At 70.0% G+C, this 21394-nt stretch carries 27 protein-coding genes; 11 read left to right on the top strand and 16 right to left on the bottom strand.

What is annotated here, in order from left to right:
* Positions 1 to 25: 25 nt before the first annotated feature.
* Positions 26 to 862: a 2,3,4,5-tetrahydropyridine-2,6-dicarboxylate N-succinyltransferase gene (locus ACZ466_RS30955; protein ID WP_378285153.1), complete on the bottom strand. Its 837-nt coding sequence runs from the start codon at positions 860 to 862 to the stop codon at positions 26 to 28.
* 44 nt (positions 863 to 906) lie between these two features.
* Between ACZ466_RS30955 and ACZ466_RS30950 the strand changes: the two genes are divergently transcribed.
* A complete protein-coding gene (locus ACZ466_RS30950; protein ID WP_378285154.1) occupies positions 907 to 1842 on the top strand; it encodes a hypothetical protein in 936 nt (311 codons plus the stop codon).
* Here ACZ466_RS30950 and ACZ466_RS30945 read toward each other — a convergent pair.
* Positions 1832 to 2410: a TetR/AcrR family transcriptional regulator gene (locus tag ACZ466_RS30945; protein ID WP_378285155.1), complete on the bottom strand. Its 579-nt coding sequence runs from the start codon at positions 2408 to 2410 to the stop codon at positions 1832 to 1834. The two genes, ACZ466_RS30950 and ACZ466_RS30945, sit on opposite strands and share 11 nt — an antisense overlap.
* Positions 2411 to 2484: 74 nt before the next feature.
* On the opposite strand from ACZ466_RS30945, the gene ACZ466_RS30940 reads away from it, so the two are divergent.
* The 4 genes from ACZ466_RS30940 (at position 2485) to ACZ466_RS30925 (ending at position 5079) form a co-directional block, all read left to right on the top strand.
* Entirely contained in the window at positions 2485 to 3360 is an 876-nt protein-coding gene (locus tag ACZ466_RS30940; RefSeq protein ID WP_378285156.1) for an NmrA family NAD(P)-binding protein, read from the top strand.
* 210 nt (positions 3361 to 3570) lie between these two features.
* Positions 3571 to 3795 carry a hypothetical protein gene (locus tag ACZ466_RS30935; protein WP_378285157.1) on the top strand — a complete coding sequence of 75 codons (225 nt, stop codon included), beginning with the start codon at positions 3571 to 3573 and terminating at the stop codon, positions 3793 to 3795.
* Between the two features lie 97 nt (positions 3796 to 3892).
* Complete coding sequence (locus ACZ466_RS30930; protein ID WP_378285158.1) at positions 3893 to 4273, top strand: hypothetical protein; 381 nt, start codon at positions 3893 to 3895, stop codon at positions 4271 to 4273.
* A gap of 173 nt (positions 4274 to 4446) precedes the next feature.
* On the top strand, positions 4447 to 5079 hold the full coding sequence (locus ACZ466_RS30925) for a nucleoside/nucleotide kinase family protein (protein ID WP_378285159.1): 633 nt from the start codon (positions 4447 to 4449) through the stop codon (positions 5077 to 5079).
* On the opposite strand, the gene ACZ466_RS30920 is transcribed toward ACZ466_RS30925, so the two are convergent.
* Together ACZ466_RS30920 and ACZ466_RS30915 are read right to left on the bottom strand one after the other, a co-directional pair.
* The gene (locus ACZ466_RS30920) at positions 5076 to 5555 is read right to left on the bottom strand and encodes a carboxymuconolactone decarboxylase family protein (protein ID WP_378285160.1); all 480 of its coding nucleotides are present in this window, start codon (positions 5553 to 5555) and stop codon (positions 5076 to 5078) included. The genes ACZ466_RS30925 and ACZ466_RS30920 overlap by 4 nt on opposite strands.
* On the bottom strand, positions 5552 to 6631 hold the full coding sequence (locus ACZ466_RS30915; protein ID WP_378285161.1) for an NAD(P)H-dependent amine dehydrogenase family protein: 1080 nt from the start codon (positions 6629 to 6631) through the stop codon (positions 5552 to 5554). Before ACZ466_RS30915 ends, ACZ466_RS30920 begins: the two co-directional genes overlap by 4 nt.
* Before the next feature lie 183 nt (positions 6632 to 6814).
* Here ACZ466_RS30915 and ACZ466_RS30910 point away from each other — a divergent pair, with 183 nt between their 5' ends.
* Positions 6815 to 8443, top strand: coding sequence for a GMC oxidoreductase (locus tag ACZ466_RS30910; RefSeq protein WP_378285162.1), 1629 nt, complete (start codon positions 6815 to 6817; stop codon positions 8441 to 8443).
* 35 nt (positions 8444 to 8478) lie between these two features.
* Here the strand turns inward: ACZ466_RS30910 and ACZ466_RS30905 are convergent, their stop codons facing one another.
* Positions 8479 to 9054, bottom strand: coding sequence for a TetR/AcrR family transcriptional regulator (locus ACZ466_RS30905; RefSeq protein WP_378285163.1), 576 nt, complete (start codon positions 9052 to 9054; stop codon positions 8479 to 8481).
* 72 nt (positions 9055 to 9126) lie between these two features.
* Here ACZ466_RS30905 and ACZ466_RS30900 point away from each other — a divergent pair, with 72 nt between their 5' ends.
* Positions 9127 to 10212 carry a Gfo/Idh/MocA family protein gene (locus tag ACZ466_RS30900; protein WP_378285164.1) on the top strand — a complete coding sequence of 362 codons (1086 nt, stop codon included), beginning with the start codon at positions 9127 to 9129 and terminating at the stop codon, positions 10210 to 10212.
* A gap of 102 nt (positions 10213 to 10314) precedes the next feature.
* Here ACZ466_RS30900 and ACZ466_RS30895 read toward each other — a convergent pair whose 3' ends face one another.
* From ACZ466_RS30895 to ACZ466_RS30860, 8 genes are all read right to left on the bottom strand, one after another.
* Positions 10315 to 11364, bottom strand: a complete 1050-nt coding sequence (locus ACZ466_RS30895) for a trypsin-like serine peptidase (RefSeq protein ID WP_378285165.1) — start codon at positions 11362 to 11364, stop codon at positions 10315 to 10317.
* Between the two features lie 206 nt (positions 11365 to 11570).
* Positions 11571 to 11756 carry a DUF397 domain-containing protein gene (locus tag ACZ466_RS30890; protein WP_378285166.1) on the bottom strand — a complete coding sequence of 62 codons (186 nt, stop codon included), beginning with the start codon at positions 11754 to 11756 and terminating at the stop codon, positions 11571 to 11573.
* A 215-nt stretch (positions 11757 to 11971) separates the two neighbouring features.
* Entirely contained in the window at positions 11972 to 12553 is a 582-nt protein-coding gene (locus tag ACZ466_RS30885; RefSeq protein ID WP_378285167.1) for a dihydrofolate reductase family protein, read from the bottom strand.
* A 585-nt stretch (positions 12554 to 13138) separates the two neighbouring features.
* Positions 13139 to 13267 carry a hypothetical protein gene (locus tag ACZ466_RS30880; RefSeq protein ID WP_378285168.1) on the bottom strand — a complete coding sequence of 43 codons (129 nt, stop codon included), beginning with the start codon at positions 13265 to 13267 and terminating at the stop codon, positions 13139 to 13141.
* 130 nt (positions 13268 to 13397) lie between these two features.
* Positions 13398 to 13586: a DUF397 domain-containing protein gene (locus ACZ466_RS30875; protein WP_378285169.1), complete on the bottom strand. Its 189-nt coding sequence runs from the start codon at positions 13584 to 13586 to the stop codon at positions 13398 to 13400.
* Positions 13583 to 13774 (bottom strand): DUF397 domain-containing protein, encoded by a 192-nt coding sequence (locus ACZ466_RS30870; protein WP_464041760.1) that lies wholly within the window; start codon positions 13772 to 13774, stop codon positions 13583 to 13585. The genes ACZ466_RS30875 and ACZ466_RS30870 overlap by 4 nt, the downstream gene beginning before the upstream one ends.
* Positions 13771 to 13959: a DUF397 domain-containing protein gene (locus ACZ466_RS30865; protein ID WP_378285171.1), complete on the bottom strand. Its 189-nt coding sequence runs from the start codon at positions 13957 to 13959 to the stop codon at positions 13771 to 13773. Before ACZ466_RS30865 ends, ACZ466_RS30870 begins: the two co-directional genes overlap by 4 nt.
* Complete coding sequence (locus ACZ466_RS30860; RefSeq protein ID WP_378285172.1) at positions 13959 to 14771, bottom strand: helix-turn-helix domain-containing protein; 813 nt, start codon at positions 14769 to 14771, stop codon at positions 13959 to 13961. Before ACZ466_RS30860 ends, ACZ466_RS30865 begins: the two co-directional genes overlap by 1 nt.
* A gap of 99 nt (positions 14772 to 14870) precedes the next feature.
* On the opposite strand from ACZ466_RS30860, the gene ACZ466_RS30855 reads away from it, so the two are divergent.
* Both ACZ466_RS30855 and ACZ466_RS30850 read left to right on the top strand, forming a co-directional pair.
* Positions 14871 to 15296, top strand: a complete 426-nt coding sequence (locus ACZ466_RS30855) for an ATP-binding protein (RefSeq protein WP_378285173.1) — start codon at positions 14871 to 14873, stop codon at positions 15294 to 15296.
* Between the two features lie 50 nt (positions 15297 to 15346).
* Positions 15347 to 16057 (top strand): VOC family protein, encoded by a 711-nt coding sequence (locus tag ACZ466_RS30850; protein WP_378285174.1) that lies wholly within the window; start codon positions 15347 to 15349, stop codon positions 16055 to 16057.
* Between the two features lie 121 nt (positions 16058 to 16178).
* Here the strand turns inward: ACZ466_RS30850 and ACZ466_RS30845 are convergent, their stop codons facing one another.
* Positions 16179 to 16670 (bottom strand): nuclear transport factor 2 family protein, encoded by a 492-nt coding sequence (locus ACZ466_RS30845; RefSeq protein WP_378285175.1) that lies wholly within the window; start codon positions 16668 to 16670, stop codon positions 16179 to 16181.
* 87 nt (positions 16671 to 16757) lie between these two features.
* Between ACZ466_RS30845 and ACZ466_RS30840 the strand changes: the two genes are divergently transcribed.
* A complete protein-coding gene (locus ACZ466_RS30840; RefSeq protein WP_378285176.1) occupies positions 16758 to 17366 on the top strand; it encodes a TetR/AcrR family transcriptional regulator in 609 nt (202 codons plus the stop codon).
* A 3-nt stretch (positions 17367 to 17369) separates the two neighbouring features.
* On the opposite strand, the gene ACZ466_RS30835 is transcribed toward ACZ466_RS30840, so the two are convergent.
* On the bottom strand, positions 17370 to 19394 hold the full coding sequence (locus ACZ466_RS30835; RefSeq protein WP_378285177.1) for a hypothetical protein: 2025 nt from the start codon (positions 19392 to 19394) through the stop codon (positions 17370 to 17372).
* A 36-nt stretch (positions 19395 to 19430) separates the two neighbouring features.
* Complete coding sequence (locus ACZ466_RS30830) at positions 19431 to 20573, bottom strand: acyl-CoA dehydrogenase family protein (RefSeq protein ID WP_378285178.1); 1143 nt, start codon at positions 20571 to 20573, stop codon at positions 19431 to 19433.
* 78 nt (positions 20574 to 20651) lie between these two features.
* Here ACZ466_RS30830 and ACZ466_RS30825 point away from each other — a divergent pair, with 78 nt between their 5' ends.
* Positions 20652 to 21371, top strand: coding sequence for a MerR family transcriptional regulator (locus ACZ466_RS30825; protein WP_378285179.1), 720 nt, complete (start codon positions 20652 to 20654; stop codon positions 21369 to 21371).
* Positions 21372 to 21394: the final 23 nt, after the last annotated feature.

Here is a 21394-nt window from a genome sequence, read left to right as displayed (position 1 = left end):
CCGCGGGCCCCTTCTCACTCGACGGTCACGTGTTGATGCCGTGGTCGCGGAGGATGTCGTTCAGCTCGGCCTTGTTGTGCCGCCGGCCCTCCTCCAGGCGCTTGAGGATCAGCACCGCCGGGAGGCCGAACGTGCCGCCCTTGAACTCCTTGGTGCGGGTGCCGCCGACGGCCACGCACCAGTCGGGGATGCGGCCGCGGCTGATCTCCTCGCCGGTCTCCACGTCGATCACCGGCATCGACGCCGACAGGTTGGTGCCCGAGCCGACCACCGCGCCGCGGCCCACCCGGGCGCCCTCGACGATCATGGAGCGACTGCCGATCATGGCCTCGTCCTCGACCACCACCGGGACCGCGTTCGGCGGCTCCAGCACCCCGCCGATGCCGACGCCGCCGGACAGGTGGACGTTCTTGCCGATCTGCGCGCAGGACCCCACGGTCGCCCAGGTGTCGACCATCGTGCCCGAGTCGACGTAGGCGCCGATGTTGGTGAAGGAGGGCATCAGCACCACGCCCGGGGCCAGGTAGGCCCCCCAGCGGGCGATCGCGCCCGGGACGACGCGGACGCCGTCCAGCCGGCTCTTGAGCGGGATGCGGTCGTGGTACCGGAAGTCGCCGACCTGGGAACGCACCATGCCGAGCACCTTGAAGCTGAGGAGGATCGCCCGCTTGGCGCGCTCGTCCACGACGACCTGGTCGGTCGCGGGGTCGACGAGGGCGACCCGGGCCTCGCCGGAGTCGATCTGGTCGACGGCCGCGACGATGGCCGCGCGGGCGTCGGCGTCGTCCGGCGTCAGGTCGGCGCGCCGCTCCCACAGCTCGTCGATGGTGCCGGAGATCGGGCTGGTGAACGTTTCGGTCATGGCCCCTGAGCTTAGTAGGCGCCATCTCCCGGTACGGTCGTCGCGTGGCTGCATGGGCGAGATTGAGGGCGCGGGCCCCCAAGGGCCTGGGGAACCGGCGGTGGCGCTGGACCGGCGTGGCGCTGGTGATCGTGGTGGCGCTGGCCGCGGGCGGGTACGCCCTGTTCCACAGCGCGCGCCCCTACCTGCACGGGTCCAACTGCGAGGCGCAGACGACGCTGGGCAAGATGCCGCTGGACCTGGAGCAGGCCGCCAACTCCGCGACCATCGCGGCGGTGGCGTACCGCAAGCAGCTGCCCGAGCGGGCCGCGGTGATCGCGTACGCGACCGCGATCCAGGAGTCGCACATCCGGAACCTGCCCGACGGCGACCGCGACTCGGTCGGCATGTTCCAGCAGCGCCCCTCGCAGGGCTGGGGCACCCCCGAGAAGCTGCGCGACCCCGTCCAGTCGACCAGCAAGTTCTTCGACGCGCTGGTCAAGGTGAAGGACTACCTCGACCGCGACCTGCACGACGCGGCGCAGCTGGTGCAGCGCAGCGCGGACGGCGACGCCTACGCCCAGCACGAGCCGGACGGCAGGCTGCTCGCCCGCGCCTTCACGGGCCGCGAGGCGTCCTCGGTCCGGTGCTGGTTCACCCCGTCCAAGAAGACCGCGCCGCGCCGCGCCGAGGCGATCCGCGAGATGCGCCGCGCCTTCGGCGGCCGCCTCCAACTGGACGCACCGCAATCCTCGCTCCGCAAGGCCGAAAACGGCGCGGTCGCCCCGTCCCCCAACGCCGCCCCGCCCCGCCACTACGACGCGGTGAAGGTCACCAACCAGCGCACCGGCTGGGCGGTGGCCACGTGGGCGGTCACCCACGCCCAGGCGTACGGGCTCACCGAGATCCGCCACGCCAAGAAGCGGTGGCTCGCCGACTCCGGCCACGACGGCTGGACCCCCGACGGCCAGGCCCCCGCCAACCGCGTCATCATCCGCTGACCGCGCCCGGTTCCAGCATGCCGTCCATGGCCAGCCGCAGGAGCCGGTCGGCGTGCTCGGCGGGCATGCGCTCGCGCGTCCAGGCGGCGGCGTTCATGAGCGTGAAGACGTCGGCGCCGGTCACGTCCTGGCGGAGGGCGCCGGCCGACCGGACGGCGGCGATCAGCTCGTCGCTGATCTCGTTCATGGTGACGCAGGAGGCGTGCAGTTCCGATTCCTGGTCGTCCAGGCCACCGGCGAGCAGGGCGGCCAGCCCCTGGTAGGCGGCGGCGTGCTCGACCACCGCGTGCACCCAGTCGGTGAGGGCCCGGACCGGGTCGGCGCCGGCGAGCAGGTGCCGTCCGTGCTCGAACAGGGCCTCGTTGCGTTCGCGCAGGAGCGCGCCGACGAGGGCGCGGCGATTAGGGAAGTGGCCGTACAGCGTGCCGATCGCGACCCCTGCCCGGCGCGCGATGCCCTCCAGGGACGCGTCCGTGCCCTGCTCGCGGAAGGCCGCGTCGGCTTCGGCCAGCAGGCGTTCGTAGTTGCGCCGCGCATCGGCGCGCGGCCGTCGGCGAGGCGCGGCCATGGTCCCCCTTGCTAATTCGAGGCAGCCTCGGGTTAACTTTCCCGAGGCATCCTCAGGTTATCGCTTGGAGAGACATGATCTTGGTGACGGGGGCCACCGGCTCCATCGGCGGGCATCTGGTGCGCAGGCTGCGCGGGCAGGGCGCGGCACTGCGGGCGCTCGTCCGCGACGAGGCCAAGGGCCGCGCCCTGGGCTGCGACTTCGCCGTCGGGGACTTCTCGGACCCCGACTCGGTCGCGGCGGCGCTCGACGGCGTGGACCGGCTGTTCCTCAACGGCCCCGGGGCCCTTCCCGTGGACGGCGAGCAGCCGATGGTCCGCCAGCAGAAGGCCGCGATCGACGCGGCGCGCAAGGCCGGCGTCACGCGGGTGGTGAAGGTCTCGGTGCTCGACGCCCAGCAGGGCGGACGGCTCGCCCAGGGCGCGCACTGGGAGATCGAGCGGCACCTCGAAGCCTCCGGCCTGGCCTGGTCGCTGCTCCAGCCGTCCGGTTTCATGCAGAACTACCTGGCGGCCGGGGCGTTCAGCCCGGACGGACGCCTGATCAGCTCCTTCGGTGAGGCCCCGGTGGCCCACATCGACTGCCACGACATCGCCGCCTGCGCCGCGGTCCTGCTGACGACGCCGCGGGAGAGGAACGAGACCTTCGTCCTCACCGGCCCCGAGGCGCTCACCGACGCGCAGGTCGCCGAAAAGATCTCGACCGCGCTGGGACGGCCGCCGGCCCGGCTGGAACTGCCCGCCGACGATCTGGCCGCCGCGGTGAAAGCCCAGGGGGCGCCGGCCCGGTTCGCCGACGACCTCGCCGTTCTCGTCCGGGACGTGGCCGCCGGAGCCCAGGCCGCCACGACGACGGCCGTCCAGGATCTCACCGGCCGCCCGGCGCGCACGTTCGACGATTTCCTCACCGCCAACCTGGACGCCCTGCGCACCGCCGCCCCCGTCCCCTGACGGCGCTAGCCGGAGGCGGCCACCTCGATATTCCCGAGTCCTGGATCAATATTTGCGGCCATCATGCCAGAACAATGGATCGGACCAGGCCGGGGAAAGTACCGGTCAATTGATGCCGAGCAATTAACCGTCGCAGATAGGACCTAACGCCCATGGGTAGAGCAGCCGTTGTCAGCAGTCCAACGGCCACCGATACTGTAAGGGCATCTTATGACGACGACTGCGGAACAAGCCGCGCCGACCGAGGCACCTGAAAGCGAAGAGCGCGCCTTCGAGGCGCTCATGTTCGCCGCGCTCGCGGCCCGCCGTGAGCAGCGCTCCGAGTCCATCATCGAGCACCCGCTCCTGCTCGCCGCGCTCATGCGCCGCCGCGAGGGGCGCGGCGAGTCGGGCATCGAGCACCCGCTCCTCCTCGCGGCGCTCGCGGGACGATAAGAAAGGCCCCGGGCCGACGGCGAAGGAACTCCCCAGTCGCCGCGACGAATCGCGGCGACTGGGGAGACGGGTCACATCAACCGAAGAGGAGCACCTCATGGTGTCGGAGGAATCTGGCGAGCCGGCCGGCCACGACATGGCCGAGTCTTTGATCGACGATCTCATCCGCGACATACTCAATGAGGCCGGCCAGTCCACGAAGTCGCGCGCACGCGGCGGCGGGGACCCTATGGCGGCCCTGATCGAAACGGCGATCGCATCGTCATCGAACGCGCCGCCGAGGGCCTCGGTGCTCGAAAGGATCCTGCTCACCCAGGCCCTTGCGTCCGCCCTGGCCGATGCCCTCGCGCCCGCGCTGGCGGAGGCGCTGGCTCCCGAAGTCATGAAAGCCCTGGACCATTACGGTTCCGACGGCAATGAAGAGCACCGGACGGCTCCGGCGACCAGGACGGCGAAGGGACGGAAGAAGACGACGTGAACGACGCGGTCGCATCAAGGCCGCGGGCCTGACCCACGGCTCCGGCCCCTCGGACGAGGAGATCGCCCCCGGCCGTTCGACCGGTTGCACGCTGGTGATCCGCACGGACGTGATGCCGCCGCGGGCCGCGGCCCGTGCCCTGCACGCCCTGGCCATGGCCTGACAATGGAGGGGTGCGCGTACGTCCGATATCGCCTGAGCTGCTGGTCGAGGAGCTGAGCGAGCGACTGGCCTCGGCCTCACCGGGCGAGTGGCTGCGGGTCGCCGTCGACGGGCCCGATGCCGCCGCGCCCGGGGAAATGGCGGACGCGCTGGTGGCGCCTCTGCGTGCCCGGGGGCGGGACGTGCTGCGGGTCTCGGCGCGCGATTTCCTGCGTCCGGCGTCGCTGCGGTACGAGTTCGGGCGGCACGACCCGAACGCCTTCTACGACGACTGGCTCGATTCCGGCGGGCTGCTCCGCGAGGTCCTGGCGCCGCTCGATCCAGGCGGGACGGGCAAGGTGCTGCCGAGCCTGTGGGACCCCGTCCGGGACCGGGCCACGCGCGCCCGGTACGTCGACGTCCCTCCCGGAGCCGTCCTCCTCCTGGACGGGGCGCTGCTGCTGGGCCGGTGGCTGCCGTTCGAGCTGACCGTCCACCTGAGCATGTCGGCCGCGGCCCTGGCCCGCCGCACCCCGCAAGAAGACGCCTGGACGCTCCCCGCCCACGAACGCTACGAGCACGAGGCCGACCCGCGCCACACGGCGGACGTCGTGGTCAAGATGGACGACCCCCGCCACCCCGCCCTGATCGAGGACCTCGGCTAGTGCCCGGGCAGGAGGCACATGGTGTCGAGGCCCAGGACGTGGTTGAGGCGTCCGAAGGCCAGCCAGGAGCCGAGGCACATGCTCAGCTCCACGATCTCCAGTTGGCTGTAGCGGGCGGTCATCCGGGTCCAGAAGTCCTCGTCGAGGCCGTGGTGGTCCAGGGTGTACCGCTCGGCGTACTCGGCGGCGAGGCGGGTGCGGTCGTCGAAGGCGTCGGTGGTGCGCCAGTTCGTCACCGCGTCGGCGAACTCCTCCTCGACTTTCTCGCCGTCGCGTTCGGTGCGCCAGTCCAGGCAGAAGGCGCACCCGTTGATCTGGGCGACGCGGAGGCGGGCGGCCTCGAACTCGCGGAGGCCGAGGGTGGTGTGGGCGTAGACCGACATCGCGAAGGTCGAGGCGGCGGGGCCGATGCCGGGCACCATCTCCCCCCACACGTAGCCGATCGCGTCCTTGCCCTCGGGGATGTCGATGTTCACGGCCGTCTCCTTCCCAGTCTGCCGGTCGCGGGGCGCAGCGGGACGTCGAGGGCGTCGTAGAGGCCGGGCGCGGCGTCCGCGAGCCAGTCGACGGCGCCGACCAGGCGGCCGACCGCGGTGGCGTTGCCGCCCGCGGCCATGTTGCCGTTCTCGTCGCGGGCCTCCACCGTGACCTCGATGCGCGGGCGGCCCTCGACGATCACGCGGTGGGCGCCGTCGCCGCCGGGCGGGACGGGCCAGTCGGGCGCGCAGGACGGGTGGATGCGGGTGACGTGCTCGATGACGATGAGCGGTTCGCCGTCCACGACGCCCTGGACCTCGAACCGCACCGCGCCCTGGGTGCCCTTCTCGAACTCCCCCATCGTGCGGGTGGACACCGTGGTCTCCAGCGGGCGGCGCTCCAGGGTCTCGCGGACCTCGTCCAGCTCGACGCCGAGGGCGCGGGCCATCAGCCGCACCTGCCCGCCCCACACCATGGTCGGGACGGTCGGCGCCAGCATCGGGGGCTCGTAGTCCATCGGCTGGCCCATGCCGACGAGGTAGCGGACCGAGTCGGGCTGGTCGTAGGTGGAGTAGTCGAAGATCTCCTGGCAGCGGATCGCGTCCACGTCGGTGCCGAGCCCGCTGAGCAGCAGCGGCAGCACGTCGTTGCCCCAGCCGGGGTCGACGCCGGAGACGAACAGCGAGCCGCCGCCCTCCTTGACCGCGTCCAGGACGGCCTCGCGCTGGTCGGGCGGGGCGTTGCGCTGGTCGTAGAAGGCGTAGAGGGCGGGGGTGACGACCACGGCGCCGCCGCGGACCGCCCGGACGATGTCGGCGAGGGCCTCGTCGGGACGGATGTCGCCGGACGCCGCGTACACCACGGCGCGGGGCCGGGCGGCGAGGACCGCGTCGAGGTCGGTGGTCGCGGCGATCCCCAGGTCGTGCCCGAGGCCGCCGAGGTCTCCGGCGTCCCGGCCCGCCTTGCCGGGGTCGTGGACGATCACGGCGGTGAGCTCCAGCGCCGGGTGGGCGTGCACGGCGCGGATGGCCAGGCGACCGACGTTGCCGGTCCCCCAGACGATCGTGGGGATCATGCGCTGGAATCTAACAAGGGGGCGGGGTCCTGCCTAGGGTTTTCCCTAGCAAGCATTTGGTTGCTTTGTGTGCATGCCCGATGACCTGGCGTTTCACCAAAAGCTACTCATCAGTAGGTAGTGACGCACCTCACAGCACAATGTAGAACCTGTTCTAATCGCGCCACGACCGAGGAGGGTCACATGAGCGAGGCGACCAAGCGAAGTAGCAGATCCACGGACGTCACCCGCCGTGGATTCATCGCTGGAACGAGTTCTATCCTGGCGCTGGGGGCGCTGTCCCGCACCGCCGCGGCCGCCCCCGCGCCCGCGCCCATCGCCGACGGCGCCCACGTCCCCGTCCTGGTCATCGGCACCGGGTACGGCGGCTCCGTCGCCGCCCTCCGGCTCGCCCAGGCCGGCGTGGACGTGCACATGGTCGAGATGGGCATGTCCTGGGACACCCCCGGGTCGGACGGGAAGATCTTCGCCAACACCAGGACGCCCGACGTCCGCTCCTACTGGCTCCGCACCCGGACCAAGCAGCCCCTCAGCAACTTCCTCGGCTTCCCGCTCGACAAGGACGTTCCGCGCCACACCGGCATCCTGGACGCCGAGGACTTCAGCGGCATCACCGTCTACCAGGGCCGCGGCATCGGCGGCGGCTCCCTCGTCAACGGCGGCATGGCCGTCACGCCGCTGCGCCAGCGCTTCGGCGGCATCCTGCCGTCCGTGGACGCCAACGAGATGTACGACGTCTACTACCCGCGCGCCAACGCCGGCCTGGGCGTCAACCACATCGACCCGGCCTGGTTCGACACCACCGACTGCTACCAGTACGCCCGCGTCGGCCGCAAGCACGCCCAGCGGTCCGGGTTCCCGTTCGTGTTCGTCCCCAACGTGTACGACTTCGGCTACATGAAGCAGGAGGCCGCCGGGAGCGTCCCCACGTCGGCGCTCAACGCCGAGGTCCTCTACGGCAACAACCACGGCAAGAAGTCACTTCTGAAGACCTACCTCGCCCAGGCCAAGGCCACCGGCAGGGTCGCCATCTCCGCCCTGCACAGGGTCACGAACGTCACCCCGGCCTCGGGCAACCGCTACACGGTCACCATCGAGCAGCTCAACACCACCGGCGGCACCGTCGCCACCAAGGCCGTGACCGCCGACCGGGTCTTCTTCGCCGCGGGCAGCGTCGGGACGTCCAAGCTGCTGGTCAAGCTCAGGGCGACCGGCGCGCTGCCGAACCTGAACGGCGAGATCGGCAAGGGCTGGGGCGACAACGGCAACGTCATGTGCGGCCGCGCCAACCACCTGTGGGACCCGACCGGAACGATCCAGTCGTCCATGCCCACCGGCGGCATCGACAACTGGGACGCCGGCGGCGCCTTCGCCGAGGTCGCCCCGCTGCCCACCGGGATCGAGACCTACGCCTCCTTCTACCTGTCGATCACCAGGAACCCCAACCGCGCCCAGTTCACCTGGAACGCCGCCGCGAACCGGGTGGACCTGAACTGGCAGACCGCCTGGAAGCAGCCGTCCATCGACGCCGCCAAGACCATCTTCGACAAGATCAACTCGAAGGAGGGCACGATCTACCGGACCGACCTCTTCGGCGTGTACAAGATCTGGGGCGACCACCTGACCTACCACCCGCTCGGCGGCGCCGTCCTGAACCGCGCCACCGACAACCACGGCCGCCTGCACGGCCACCCCGGCCTGTACGTCATCGACGGCGCGCTCATCCCGGGCAACACCACCGTCAACCCGTTCGTCACCATCACCGCCCTCGCCGAACGCAACATCGACAAGATCATCGACACCGACTTCTGACGAGGACCCCGGCCACCTGGCGCGAGTGGCCGGCCTCAGAACAGGCCGCGCACGGCAAGCCGCGCCACCTGGCGCAACTCCTCGCGCGTACGCCCGCTCGCCGCCTGGACCGCGATACCGTCGCAGACGGTGAGAACGAGCCGCGCAAGCGCGGCGGGGTCACACCCCTCAGGCAGGTCGGACGCCCCCTCGAACCGCCGCCGAAGCGCCGCCTCCCCGGCCATCCGCCGCGCGACGGTCTCCCGCCGCACCCCCACGGAATCCGGCCCGCAGGCATGGACGGTATTCACACTCAGGCACCCCAGCGGAGTATCCGGGCCCGTGGTCAGCGCGACGGCCCCCTCGACCATGCGCTCGACGACCTCCCGCACGGTGGGCGCCCCCACCGCTTGACCGGCATAGGCACCAGGCCCGCTGCCGTAGCGATCCAACGCCTTGACGAACAACTGCTCCTTGTTGCCGAAGGCCGCGTACATGCTGGGCCGGTTAATGCCCATCGCGCCGGTCAGATCCGACAGCGACGTCCCCTCGTACCCCTGCCTCCAGAAGACCTCCAAGGCGCGGTCGAGCGCGGCATCGGCGTCGAAAGCCCGCGGACGACCACCCGGCATGGCCCACCTCCTTGAAACGGCACCCCCGCACACTCTAGTTTCTTACCGATAGGTACATAACTAGGAGCAGCCTTGATCAGAGTCGGAGTCGTCGGTGCCAGTGGCTGGGCCGCAGGGTCGCACCTGCCCGCCCTCGCCGCACTGCCCGAGTTCGAGGTCACCGCGGTAGCCACGACCAAGCAGGCCAGCGCCGGCAAGGCCGCGGCCGGACACAACGTCCCGCACGCCTTCACCGACGCCAACACCCTCGCGGCACACCCCAGCGTGGACCTGGTCGTCGTCTCGGTGAAGGCGCCCGAGCACTCGAAAGTGATCAGGGCCGCGCTGAAAGCGGGCAAGCACGTGCTCTCAGAGTGGCCGCTGACCGCGGATCCCGACGAAGCACCGGACCTCGCCGAAGCCGCCACGGCCGCCGGCGTGCTCCATGCCGTCTCCCTTCAGGGAACCCACTCCCCCGACGCCCGCTTCGTCGCCGACCTCATCAATGGCGGCCGGATCGGCCGCCTGGAGTCGGCAGTCCTGGTGGCGTCGGGCGCCCCGTACGGGGGCGGCAGCATCTACCCGGACCTCGCCTGGTGCGCCGACCCTGCCGGAGGCGCCACCATCCTGACGATCATGGCCGGCCATTTCATCGCGACGCTGGAACGCATGACCGGCAGCCTCGCCGAGGTCTCCGCCAGACTCCCCCGCCTGTACGACCAACTCACCCTGGAGGGAACCTCCCGAACAATCCCCAACCAAACGCCCAGCCACGTACTGGTGCACGGCACCCTGGAGAACGGCGCCACGGCGTCCATCACCGTCCATGGAGCCTCCGGCAGCCCCGACGGCTTCCTCGTCAAGCTCGTCGGCTCCGAGGGAACGATCGTCATCACGCCACCCCAGCCGGGCACGTACATGCACTGGACCGACTGGGACATCCGCGTCAACAACGAACCGACGAAGGTGCCGGACGCCTACGTGACCGTCCCCTTCGACCCGTCCGCGGGCCCGGTCGCCAACGTCGCCGCCGTCTACCAGGAGTTCGCTCGCGCCCTCACCGAGAACCGCCAGCCGACCCCGAACTTCCACACCGCCGCCCGCCTCCACCACCTGCTGACGACCATCGAAGAAGCCGCCCGAACCGGCAACCCCGAAGAAGTCCGGCCGCGACGGTGAGTACCTGAGCAGGCTCGTCCAGAAAATGACGCTCCGCCGACTTGGTCCAAGCGCGCCGAGAGCAGCACGGATCCGACGAGGAGTGACCCGTACCCGCCGGGGCTAGTCCGTGTGGACGGCCGCGCGGACGTTGATGGCGGCCGTCCCGAGCGTCGGGCCGTACGTCCACAACTCGCTCGCCCCGTAAATCCAGGCGTTGTGACCGATGATGTAGCCCCAGCCACGGGAGAGCGGCATGTCGGTGATCCACGGCCCGCCGCTGGCGCCCTTGCCCATGTCGCAGGCCATCCGCCGGAAGAGGGCGTCCGGCGCCGCGTAGCCGACGCAGAACCTCAGCTGCTTGGAGTCGATCCCGGAACGGGGCGGGTGGGTGTCGGACGGGTAGCCGAACGCCCGCGTGTCCTGGAAGCTGGTCTCGTTGTGGCCCTCGCCGAACTTGTAGCCCTGGTAGCCGACCACGTTGCCCGCCCTCCGGCCCGAGGAGAGGTTCAGGGCGATCGCCCCCAGGTCGTACCTGCTGTTCTTGCCTTCGTGGTAGCCCTTCGGCACCGCCCAGGACTTGGCGGTCCACGTGCCGTACGGCCTCTTCCCGTCGTGGTAGTCCGGCACGAACGCGAAGTTCGAACTCCAGCCCCCGTTGCCGTTGCTGACGCAATGCGCCGCCGTCCAGATGGTGTTGCGATTGGACGCGTTGATCGTCGCGGCGGAGCACGACCGGCTGGAGCCGTTCTTGGTGAAGAAAAGCTTCCCGATCGTCGCGGCGGGCATCTTCCCGTGCGTCGACCACACTCGGGATGTGGAGAAGTAGTCGAGCGCCAGCGTTCCCGGAATGGATCCGCTGACGGGCGCCTCGGGGACGAATCCCTCACCGCTTTCCGCTTGGGTGCTCGGAGGCACCTCCCCGGCGTCGTCCCCGCCCGGTGTCGCCTCGGGCACGGGCATCGGGGTCGCGGATTCCATGCGCTCCGCAGTCCAGAACTCCTCGACCTGTATGGGCGACAGAGACGTCTTTTCCGGGGCGCCGGTGGCCGCGTCCCAGGGTTCCGTGGCGGCCGGTTCGTTCTCCACCGCCTGCGCGCTGCCCGCGGTGAGCGGGGCCGCAGCGACGAGGGCCAGCAGGGTGGTGCCCAGCAAAGTGGAACGCCGTGTCATCGTTTCCGTCCTTGACCGCGCGGGCGCGTCGTTTGTCGAGGTGGAAACGTGACCGGGATTCAGGCTCGATGACTCCACCTGTGCCCTTGTGACACACCCCGATTCTGTCGGGGCCGATCCGGGAAGTCCTTCGCGCAGAGTCCACAGTCCCTTGACGACGAGTCCACGCCGTCTCAGAGCGCAGTGACGAGGAAGATCGTCGTCCGCTAAAAGCCAAGCCCCCCATGCTTCACCCGCACCAACAAACCGGCGAACACCGCACGTTCGAACTCCGACCGACCACCATTCGGATCCTTGGAATCTCGCACCCACACCCCACCGGCCGACTCCGCCGGCTCGACGCACGGGTCATCGTTTCCGCCACCACTGTGAGAGCTCTTCCGCCACTCCATCCGGCCCTGGCACCGCTACGATCCGCCGTTCCGGGGCCACCGGGTCGCCACCCGGGACACCGAACTCGGCCCCCCTGCTGCCGACCTGGCCCGCCGCCAACCGCGACGAGGCCGCCTACACGGCCGACTGACGTAAGACCCCAGCGCGCCGGGGCAGGCGCCAGTGAATCAGGAACCGGAATCACTGAGATTCTCCGAATGGTGCATGAACGGACTCAGGCATGCAGGGTGGGCCGGTAGACGAGCTCTTGGATGTGGCCGTCGAGCGTCCGGCTCTCGATCAGTTCGAGGTCGAAGTCGGCCGCACCCCGGAAGATCGGGTCCGCTCCGGTCTGACCGGTGATCACGGGGAAGAGCGTCACCTGGACGCGGTCGACCAGGTCGGCGGCCATGAGCGCCCGGTTCATCGACAGGCTGCCGTGCGAGCGCAACGGCACGTCGGACTCCTCCTTGAGCCGGGCGACGACGTCGACGGCGTCGCCGCTCACGACGGTCGCGTCCGGCCAGTCGAGGGGGCTCTCCAGCGTCGTCGACACCACCGTTGTCGGCAGGTTCCGCATCCGGGTGTTCACCGGGTCGGTCACCTCGGGCGCGGTGCCCGGCCCCAGCACCTGCACGAACTGCCGGAAGGTGGTGGCCCCGAGGACCATCCGCTGCTCCTCGCCGTACAAGGCGAGGCGGCGGTCGAGAAACTCGGGACCCTGCTTGCCCCAGTAGCCGCCCCAGTCGCCGCTGCTGGTGTAGGAGCCGTAGCCGTCGAGGCTGCAAAAGACGTCGAAGGTGTAGGTAGCGGTCATGACGCTCTCCCTGTGAGTGGCGACCGGCCCGTGCCGGCCTCTTACCTTGGCTACGAACCGGCTCGACGAGATTCGACACCACCGCGCGACGGACATGAGATCCGCCTCGCCATCTTGCGGCTCCCGCGCCGCCCACCAGGTGGACGGCCCGTCAGACGCATCGAACGCGATGCTCATGGCATTCCCTCAGACCGCGTCGATGGCCGCTGGCCGGATCACCCGGCCCCGCTCTCCCTGATCTCCACTGGAGAGACTGAACAAGAGGCCGGCCCGGATGCTCGTCCCCGAGCGTGGTGCTTGTCCAGCCACGCTGAAACACACCCCGAATTGAGGTTGCTCATGGCCCCCACCAGTGACTCTGAGCCCATTCTGGCGAGAATGCCCTTCCAGCCCCCGTGGGAACTGTGGGAGGTGGTCGGGCTCGCCTGGCCCTGGCGGTGGTAGCGGCCCTGGTCGGCTGGTGAGGCCACCTGTGGCCCGGACCAGGGGCCGCGGGCGGCGCAGCGCCCGGCACCATCTCCCGCGGCGTGCGCCCGGCGTGCTCGACCGGCGCCCCTCGTGCCCAGACAAGAGCGGGACGGCCCCTCAGAACCCCCGGAAGATTCCGTCCTCGTTGGGTGTGCGGATGGCCACGCGAACGGCGTCCCACGCCCCCTGGCCGGAGAAGTCCGTGCGGAGGACCGGCGTGCCGCCGTGCCGAGGGAGCATCTTCATGATCGAACGTTCCCGCAGCGGGGCCCGTGCCGCCACAACTGTTTCAGCGTGCCCGCCCGACGACTGGGGGCGTTGCGCCCAAACCTTCGATCCGGACCGTCCTGCCACCACACGGTCCGGGCGTCAACCGCTACAGGCCAAGCTCCCCACGCTTCACGCGCATCAGCAACCCGGCGAAAGCCGAGCGCTCAAACTCCAACCGACCACCATCCGGGTCCTTGGAATCACGCACCCACACCTCACCAGCCGACTCCGCCAGTTCGACGCACACGTCGTCGTTTCCACCACCGGTGTAGGAGCTCTTACGCCAGGTGATCACTCGCGGCCCAGTTCCGTGCACTTCACCCGCCCGAGCAGTCTCGCGAACGTCACACGATCGAGCTCCAACCAACCACCGTCCGGATCCTTGGAATCCCGCACCCACACCTCACCGGCCAACGCCGCAAGCTCGACGCACGCGTCATCGTTCAACCCTCCGCTGCGGGAACTCTTACGCCACTCGATCACTCGCGGCCCAGTTCCCCGCACTTCACCCACTCCAGCAACCCCGCAAACGCCGCACGCTCGAACTCCAACCGACCACCGTCCGGATCCTTGGAGTCCCGCACCCACACCCCACTGGCCGACTCCGCAAGCTCGATGCACAAGTCATCGTTTCCACCACCACTGTGAGAGCTCTTCCGCCACTCCATCACTCGTACCTCCCTAGGGTCTCCTGGATCAGAGCCTTCGAGTCCTCGCGGGGGAGGGCAATTGCCCCGATCTCGTCGAAACGTACTTCAAGAACGGCGGACTCGTCACCAGCATCGATCAACCTGCCCGCAAGCTGCGCGACGGCATACGAGACTCCCTTGCCACCGACCGTCGCCACCTGAAAGTGGCCGTCGTGCCCTGGATGCCACCCCGCACCTCGCGGCACGACACGCACACAGACGCGATCGACTTCCGCCAACTCCAGCAGAAAGTGCAGCTGACCTGCCATAACGTCGCGATCACCGACTACGTTTTCCAACACCTCCTGATCGAGCAGAAGCCAGAGATAGGGCGGATTCCTACGCTTGAGCACGCCTTGCCGCTTCATGCGCGACTTGGCCTCGTTCTCAACGTCGCCGCTGCGTCCAGCCGCCTTGACGATCGCCCGCGCATAGGGCTCCGTCTGAGCCAATACGGGCACGCTCTTGCCGTGATACATCTTGATCACGTCTGCGGCCGCCTCGTACTGGACGTACTGCTTGCGCCAGTCGGGATCATGGCCGCTACACGCGTACATGTGAAGCCGCTCGAAGTGCCCGCCGGTGTTCCATGCACGGTCCAACGTCTTCAGATATGTATCGCGAGGGCGAAGGCGACCGGCCTCCCAGTTCGATACGGTTCCCCGCGCCACGTTGACGATCTTGGCGGTCTGGGCTAGCGAGAGACCACGCTGGGTGCGATAAAACCACAGGTCAAACGCCATCCACGCCCAGAGCGACGAGTTCGGATCGATGGTTTCCCGGACAGTCATCGCTCCCCCAAGGCGTATTCGGCGGATTCCAATCCACTCCACGTTAGCGCGCGAACACTCAGAGTGAGAGAACGTTTCCCGACCTCTGGGTGGTTCTCCATGAGTGATCAAGAACTGGTGGCGCCGACTGCCGCCAGCCCGGAAATGCGCCTGACTCTGCTGGCCGAACCTTCGTCGGTCGTTCTGGCCCGCGAACTGGTGCGGTACGCCCTCACGGGGTGGGGGCACCAGGGGGATCTCGTGCACGACTCGATGCTTGTGATGAGCGAGATCGTCACCAATGCCGTGTCCGCCGCGCGTGGGGCGCAGATTCGCCTGCGTTGCGCGCTACGCGAGGGGGCTCCGCTTCTGGAGTGCTGGGATCCTTCGTCGGCGCTGCCCGTCGCGGCCGATGCCGCCGCGTTGGACGAGCACGGGCGGGGTCTGGCGATCGTCGCCGCATACGCCAAGGACATGGGCGTCCGCCCGTCCGCGACCGGGGAGGGCAAGGTCGTCTGGGCGCTCATGCCCGTCCCGCGGCGCTGATTCGCCGCAGGCCTTTCATCAAAAACTTTGGACGCTGTACGGTGTTTCGCATGCGCACCGAGACCGTGATCCCGTGCCTGCCCTGCCGCCGACTCGACGACGTCCTGCCGTTCTACGAAGCGCTCGGCTTCGAGCTGACCTACCGCCAGGACCGTCCCAACCCGTTCGCCACCGTCCGCCGGGACGGGATCGAACTGAACTTCTTCGGCGTCCCCGAGTTCAACCCGGAGGACTCCATGGGGACGGTGGTCGTGCTGTCCCCGGACACCGAGCTGCTGCACGCCGCGTTCGCCGCGGGCCTGCGCCGCACGTTCGGCAAGATCCCCGTGTCGGGCATCCCCCGGATGACCCGGCCGCGCCGCATGCAGGGCACCGCGGGCGGCTTCACCGTGGTCGACCCCGGCGGGAACTGGGTGCGGATCAGCCGATACCAGGACGACGCCGACGAACCCGACGCGGCGGAGGGGCGGCTGGCGCGCGTGGTGGCCACGGCCGCGCGCCAGGCCGACTCCCACGGTGACGAGGCCGCGGGCATCAAGGTGCTGGAGATCGGGCTGGCCAGGCACGAGGACGCCACGCCCGCCCAGCGGCTACCCGCGCTGGTCTACCTGGCTGAACTGCGAATACGCACCGGGGATCGCGACGGCGCTACGGCGTCGCTGGCCGAGGCCGAGGCGTTGCCGCTGACCGAGGCCGAGCGCGAGGCCCTCGCCAAGGACCTCGCCACCGCCGCCGAGCTGACCGCCGACCTCGCCCGCTGACAGAGATGATGTAGGTGAGCACCTCCCGTGGAGGTCTGACCGACCGACCTCGGGTCTTCAACGGGCTCTGTCGGCCCTGGCCGGGGGGGTGTGCGCCTGGTCTCGATCGGGTGGACGGTTCTCACGACCGGGCGGCGGCGGTGTCGGCCTGTCCCCGCCGTTTCCAGTGCGACCTGGCGGTTCGGGCGATGGTGGGGATAAGCCCGCGCACGCCGAGCGCCTGCACGCCCGCAAGGGGGCTCCAGTAGTCGCGCCAGGTGAGGATCTCCCCGTCCCTGGCCCTGAGCAGCTGGATGTAAGGCATCGTGTACGGCCTGCCGGTGCTGACCACCCTTCCGTGTCCTTCGTACTCGGCAATGAGCGTCTCGGGGTCTTCGGTCTGGTAGACGGCCAGGGAGTCGAAGCGGGTCAACTCCAGCGGGGTCGAGGTGATCGAGGTCAGGTACTGCCGGATGGGCTCGCGGCCCCGTAGGAACTTCGGCACTCCGGGCGGGGCGAAGGGCAGCTCGTGGGTGCCGTCCACAGCGAACATGTCGGCGAAGCCGTTGAGGTCCTTGGCGAGGAAGAGGTGCTGCGCACGCTCCAGGACCGCGCGCGGGCCGGTGTCGTCCATGACGCCCCCCATTTAAGTCTACGAGTGTTGACTGAATGAGGCTAGCAACCGTCCGCCAAATGAGTCAACACATGTAGACTGAACGGCATGCCGGACGAGCCACCACCCCTGTCCCGCGCCGAGCGGCGCCGGCGAACCGAGGCGCGCATCCTGGAGGCCGCGCGCGAGTTGTTCGCCCGGTCCGGCTACGACCGCACCACCATCCGGGCCGTCGCCGCCGCCGCCGGCACCGACCCCGGCCTGGTGATGCGCTACTTCGGGTCGAAAGAGGAACTGTTCGCGCGCGTCGCAGAACTCGCACCGGACCAGCCGGTGACCGGCCCTGCCGAGGACGTCGCCGAAGTGCTGCTGGCCTCCCTGGGCGACAAGCTGCGCGGCGACCTGTCGGGCACGCTGGCGATGTTGCGCTCGATGCTCACCCACCCGGACGCCGGCCGTGAGGTGCGCGCGGCGATCACCGAACAGCAGCGCCAAGTGGCCGCCGCGATCCCGGCCGACGACGCCGTCCTGCGCGCCGGCCTCATCGGCGCGATCACCCTCGGCGCCATCATCGGCCGCGACCTGCTCCACCTGGAGGGAGTACGGGACGCCAAAGCAGAGGACATCGTCGAAGTGCTGCGACCCGCCATCCACGCCATCGCCCAGAGCGCACCAGCCCACGCCCCCGCCGAACTGACCGCCGACCTCGCTCCCTGACCGTCAGCGCTTGCGTTTCTTGCCGCGGCCGGTGGGGCGGCCCTTGGCGCCCGGCGCCGCGCGACGTTTCCGGCGTCCATCGATCGCGTGGACGGCGGACATGCGCGCTACCAGCTCGCGGAACTCGCGGAGGCCCTCCCGGTCGGGATGGCCGGAGTTCAGGACCGCCTCGGCGAAGGTCGCCAGCCCGCCGGGTTGGAGCTCGCCCGCGAGCTGCTCGCGCACCACGTCGGGTCCGGCCGCCTCCAGCAGCGTCAGGATGCTCTCGGTCATGCCCAGCAGGCCCTCGGCCTCGGTGAGGTCGTCCTGGCCGCACATGCCTTCGTCGACCATGTACGCGATCACGGCCGGTGCGAGCCCCGGGTCACCGCGCCAGCGGCGCAGCGCGCTCGTCCCTTCGGGCAGGGCGGTGACCAGCGCGTCCAGCATCATGCCCGCCCGCCTGCGGAAGGGGCAGGTGCGGATCGCCTCCAGAAGCGGTTCGAGGTCACCGCCGTGCGCGTCCAGCCAGCCGGCGATCTCGGCCCGGCCGGTCTCCGCCGTGTAGTGGTCGGCGACGACGCCGAGCAGCCCTTCGGGAGAGGCGTCCCTCAGCTCGCCGACCAGGCCCGCCTCCCGGCCCTCGGCCACCAGCCGCTCGCGGACGGCCGCCGCGCCGAGGTCCGTCAGCCGGACCAGCGTGCCGGGGCGCCGCAGGTCACGCCTCAGCCGCTCGGCCGCGTCCGGCGGGAAGGGAGGCTCGGCGTCGGGGGGCAGGACGCCGTCCCCGGCGGTGAGGTCCATGCTGTAGAGCGGGTCGGCGATGCCCTCGGTCAGTTCCACGGCGCCGAGATCGGCCAGCACGTCCAGCAGGCGCGCCACGTCGTCGCCGACGCGTGCGCGCTCGGCCTCCAGCAGCGGCGCGTCCACCGGTTCGAGCAGGTAGTCCTCGGTGGAGCTCAGCCATACCGACTCCGCGATCCGCCGGACGGGGACGGCGGGCTCCAATCCGTAGATCGTGTTGAGCACGTCGGGCACGACGAGCGGGAAGTCCGCGTACATGAAGGAGAATCCGCCGTCCGCCCAGATGGACCGGCAGATCTCGTCGCGCAGGTCGGGAACCGCCTCGAACGCCCGCCGCCACAGCGCCGGCGGATCGGCGAGCACCGGGGCCGCCTTGGCGACCGCGTACAGCCGCCCCTTGGCCACCCGTACCAGCCGGGCCCGCTTCGCCCACGACAGGACGAGGTTCAGCCCGGCGAGCTCCCCGGCGCTGCGCACCCCCTCGACCTCGTCCCCGGTGCCGAGGAGGTCGACGAGTTCCCGGGCGTCGGACATCCGCAGGTAGCCGTTGGGGGTGAGGGCGCGCCCCTGTTTACCGGCCCATTCCGCCAGCGCGCGCAGCCGCTCGATGACCGGGCTCGCCGCGGCGGCTCGGGCGAGCTCGTCCTCCGGCGGCAGGAACACCGGCGGCTGCGCGAACAGCCGTTCCCCGTCCAGGTCGTCGCCTTCGACTAGACGGCCGAGCAGTTCCTCGTCGAAGTCCACGCGGCCCGCGTGCACGTCCTCGGTGAAGCGCTCCAGGGCGTCCGGATCGGCGAGGTCCACGCCGGCGCGGGCGGCGGTACGGGCCCAGAACGTGGCGAGGCCCTGCCGCAGCGGGTCGCGCACGGCCGTCTCGAAATCCTTGGCGGCCTTGTCGATCGCCGCCGAGTTCTCGGCCGCGCTCGCGCCGCGCGGGTCGAGCAGCCCGGTGGCGTCCAGGTAGCCGATCAGCGTGCGCAGCGTCTCCGGGGCACCGGTCAGTTCCTCGGGCTCGGCGGCGACGCGGCGGGGAATCCACTCCAGGAGGAATCCGTGCACCTGGTGGGGCGTCCACCACGCCAGCCGTCCGTCGGCACCGTCGTGCCTGTACTCCAGGGCCGAGGAGAGGATGAACGGGTCCGCCGCCAGGTCCCGCTCCCCGGCCCAGGCCGTGCAGCGGCGAAGGATCAGGTCCCTGGCGGCCTCGAACTCCTCGGTCTCCTCAGGATCGAATCGCGTGCGCACCCGGCCACGCTAGTGGCCTGCGGCGGGATACCGGCGTCAAACGCCGAGGGAGCGGCCGATGATCTCTTTCATGATCTCGGTGGTGCCGCCGAAGATGGTCTGGATGCGGACGTCCTGGTAGGCCTTGGCGATCGGGTACTCGGTCATGTAGCCGTAGCCGCCGTGCAGCTGGACGCACCGGTCCACCACGCGCTTGAGCAGCTCGGTGTTCCAGTACTTGAGCATCGCGGCCTCTTCGGCGCTCAGCTCTCCCCGGCTCTCCTTGGCGATGCAGTCGTCGGTGAACGTGCGGGTGACGGTCAGCTCGGTCTTCATCTCGGCGAGGGTGAAGCGGTTGTGCTGGAACTTGCCGATCGGGCGGCCGAACGCCTCGCGGGTCTTGCAGTACTCCAGCGTCTGCTCGAAGGCGACCTCGGCCCCGGCCTGGGCGGTGACGCCGATGGACAGGCGCTCGCGGGCGAGGTTCTGCATCAGGTAGATGAAGCCCATGCCCTCCTCGCCGAGGAGGTTGGCCTTGGGGACGCGGACGTTGTCGAAGAACAGCTCGGCGGTGTCCTGGGCGTGCATGCCGACCTTGTCGAGGTTGCGGCCGCGCTCGAAGCCCTCCATGCCGCGCTCGACGACCAGCAGGCTGACGCCGCGGGCGCCGGCGGACGGGTCGGTCTTGGCCACCACGATCACCAGGTCGGACAGGATGCCGTTGGAGATGAACGTCTTGGAGCCGTTGACGACGTAGTCGTCGCCGTCCTTGACCGCAGTGGTCTTGATGCCCTGCAGGTCGGACCCCGCGGCGGGCTCGGTCATCGCGATCCCGGTGATGAGCTCGCCCGAGCAGTAGCCGGGCAGCCAGCGCCGCTTCTGCTCCTCGTCGGCCAGCCGCAGCAGGTAGGCGCCGTTGATGTCGTTGTGCACCGAGAACCCGGGGCCGCTGACGTTCGCGCGGGCGAACTCCTCGTTCAGGACGACGTAGTAGCGGTAGTCGGGGTTGCCGCCGCCGCCGTACTCCTCGGGGACCTCGATGCCGAGCAGGCCCTGCCGTCCGGCGGCCAGCCACACCTCGCGCGAGACGACGCCGTCCCGCTCCCACTGCTCGTGGTACGGGGTGATCTCCTTCGCGATGAAGGACCGCACCATGTCGCGGAACGCCTCGTGCTCCTCGGTGAAGATCTCGCGTGCCATCCGGCCGGCTCCTTGTAGTAAGTGCATCCTGATACAGGATTAATGTAACACTAGGACTGTCACATAGGAGAGGCGGCCATGGACCCGGTCGAAGAGATGACGGTCGACGAGCTGGCCGCCCGCGCCGGCCTGACCGTGCGCACCGTGCGCTTCTACGCCGGGCGCGGCCTGCTCCCGGCGCCCCGCCTGCGCGGCCGCACCGGCCTGTACGGGCCCGACCACCTGGCGCGGCTGGAGCTCGTCCGGGAACTGCAGGCCCTCGGCCTCACCCTGGCCGCGATCGAGCGGCACCTCGAACGCATCCCCGCCGACGCCTCGCCCGAGGACCTCGCCCTCCAGCGCGCCCTGCTGTCACCGTGGGCGCCCGAGGAGACCGAGATCCTGGACCGGCACGAGCTCGACCGGCGGGCCGGGCGCCACCTGGACGACGAGGCGCTGAAGAAGATGGCCGCGCTCGGCGTGATCGAGCAGACCCCCGACGGCACCCGCGTCCTCAGCCCGGCACTGCTGAACACGGCGGCGGAACTGTCGGCCCTGCCGCTGGACACCCTGATCTCCACGCACGAGCTGATCGAACACCACACCTCGGAGCTGGCCGCCGAACTCCAGCGCGTCTTCCAGGACACGGTGGTGCGCCCCTACCGCGAACGCGGCCGTCCCCCGGACGAACGCGAGCAACTGCTGGAACTGGCCGCCAAGCTCAAGCCCCTGATGATCCAGTCACTCGTCGGCTCCTTCCAGCGCGCCGTGGACCGCGCCATCCGCAGATCGACCACCGGCGACGAGGACCGCCCCTAGACCAGGACGCGGCAACGCTTTCC

This window comes from Actinomadura rugatobispora (assembly GCF_055379765.1).
This window is presented reverse-complemented; position numbering and strand designations above follow the sequence as displayed.

Excerpts from the sequence above, each read along its gene's own strand:
- ACZ466_RS30905 (WP_378285163.1), bottom strand. The coding sequence starts at position 9,054 with ATGCCGGGTGGTCGTCCGCGGGCTTTCGACGCCGATGCCGCGCTCGAC.
- ACZ466_RS30940 (WP_378285156.1), top strand. The coding sequence starts at position 2,485 with ATGATCTTGGTGACGGGGGCCACCGGCTCCATCGGCGGGCATCTGGTG.
- ACZ466_RS30910 (WP_378285162.1), top strand. The coding sequence starts at position 6,815 with ATGAGCGAGGCGACCAAGCGAAGTAGCAGATCCACGGACGTCACCCGC.
- ACZ466_RS30840 (WP_378285176.1), top strand. The coding sequence starts at position 16,758 with ATGCCGGACGAGCCACCACCCCTGTCCCGCGCCGAGCGGCGCCGGCGA.
- ACZ466_RS30955 (WP_378285153.1), bottom strand. The coding sequence starts at position 862 with ATGACCGAAACGTTCACCAGCCCGATCTCCGGCACCATCGACGAGCTG.
- ACZ466_RS30935 (WP_378285157.1), top strand. The coding sequence starts at position 3,571 with ATGACGACGACTGCGGAACAAGCCGCGCCGACCGAGGCACCTGAAAGC.
- ACZ466_RS30890 (WP_378285166.1), bottom strand. The coding sequence starts at position 11,756 with ATGGAGTGGCGGAAGAGCTCTCACAGTGGTGGCGGAAACGATGACCCG.
- ACZ466_RS30860 (WP_378285172.1), bottom strand. The coding sequence starts at position 14,771 with ATGACTGTCCGGGAAACCATCGATCCGAACTCGTCGCTCTGGGCGTGG.
- ACZ466_RS30915 (WP_378285161.1), bottom strand. The coding sequence starts at position 6,631 with ATGATCCCCACGATCGTCTGGGGGACCGGCAACGTCGGTCGCCTGGCC.
- ACZ466_RS30855 (WP_378285173.1), top strand. The coding sequence starts at position 14,871 with ATGAGTGATCAAGAACTGGTGGCGCCGACTGCCGCCAGCCCGGAAATG.
- ACZ466_RS30845 (WP_378285175.1), bottom strand. The coding sequence starts at position 16,670 with ATGGACGACACCGGCCCGCGCGCGGTCCTGGAGCGTGCGCAGCACCTC.
- ACZ466_RS30880 (WP_378285168.1), bottom strand. The coding sequence starts at position 13,267 with ATGAAGATGCTCCCTCGGCACGGCGGCACGCCGGTCCTCCGCACGGAC.
- ACZ466_RS30825 (WP_378285179.1), top strand. The coding sequence starts at position 20,652 with ATGGACCCGGTCGAAGAGATGACGGTCGACGAGCTGGCCGCCCGCGCC.
- ACZ466_RS30865 (WP_378285171.1), bottom strand. The coding sequence starts at position 13,959 with ATGGAGTGGCGGAAGAGCTCTCACAGTGGTGGTGGAAACGATGACTTG.
- ACZ466_RS30850 (WP_378285174.1), top strand. The coding sequence starts at position 15,347 with ATGCGCACCGAGACCGTGATCCCGTGCCTGCCCTGCCGCCGACTCGAC.
- ACZ466_RS30830 (WP_378285178.1), bottom strand. The coding sequence starts at position 20,573 with ATGGCACGCGAGATCTTCACCGAGGAGCACGAGGCGTTCCGCGACATG.
- ACZ466_RS30885 (WP_378285167.1), bottom strand. The coding sequence starts at position 12,553 with ATGACCGCTACCTACACCTTCGACGTCTTTTGCAGCCTCGACGGCTAC.
- ACZ466_RS30895 (WP_378285165.1), bottom strand. The coding sequence starts at position 11,364 with ATGACACGGCGTTCCACTTTGCTGGGCACCACCCTGCTGGCCCTCGTC.
- ACZ466_RS30945 (WP_378285155.1), bottom strand. The coding sequence starts at position 2,410 with ATGGCCGCGCCTCGCCGACGGCCGCGCGCCGATGCGCGGCGCAACTAC.
- ACZ466_RS30930 (WP_378285158.1), top strand. The coding sequence starts at position 3,893 with ATGGTGTCGGAGGAATCTGGCGAGCCGGCCGGCCACGACATGGCCGAG.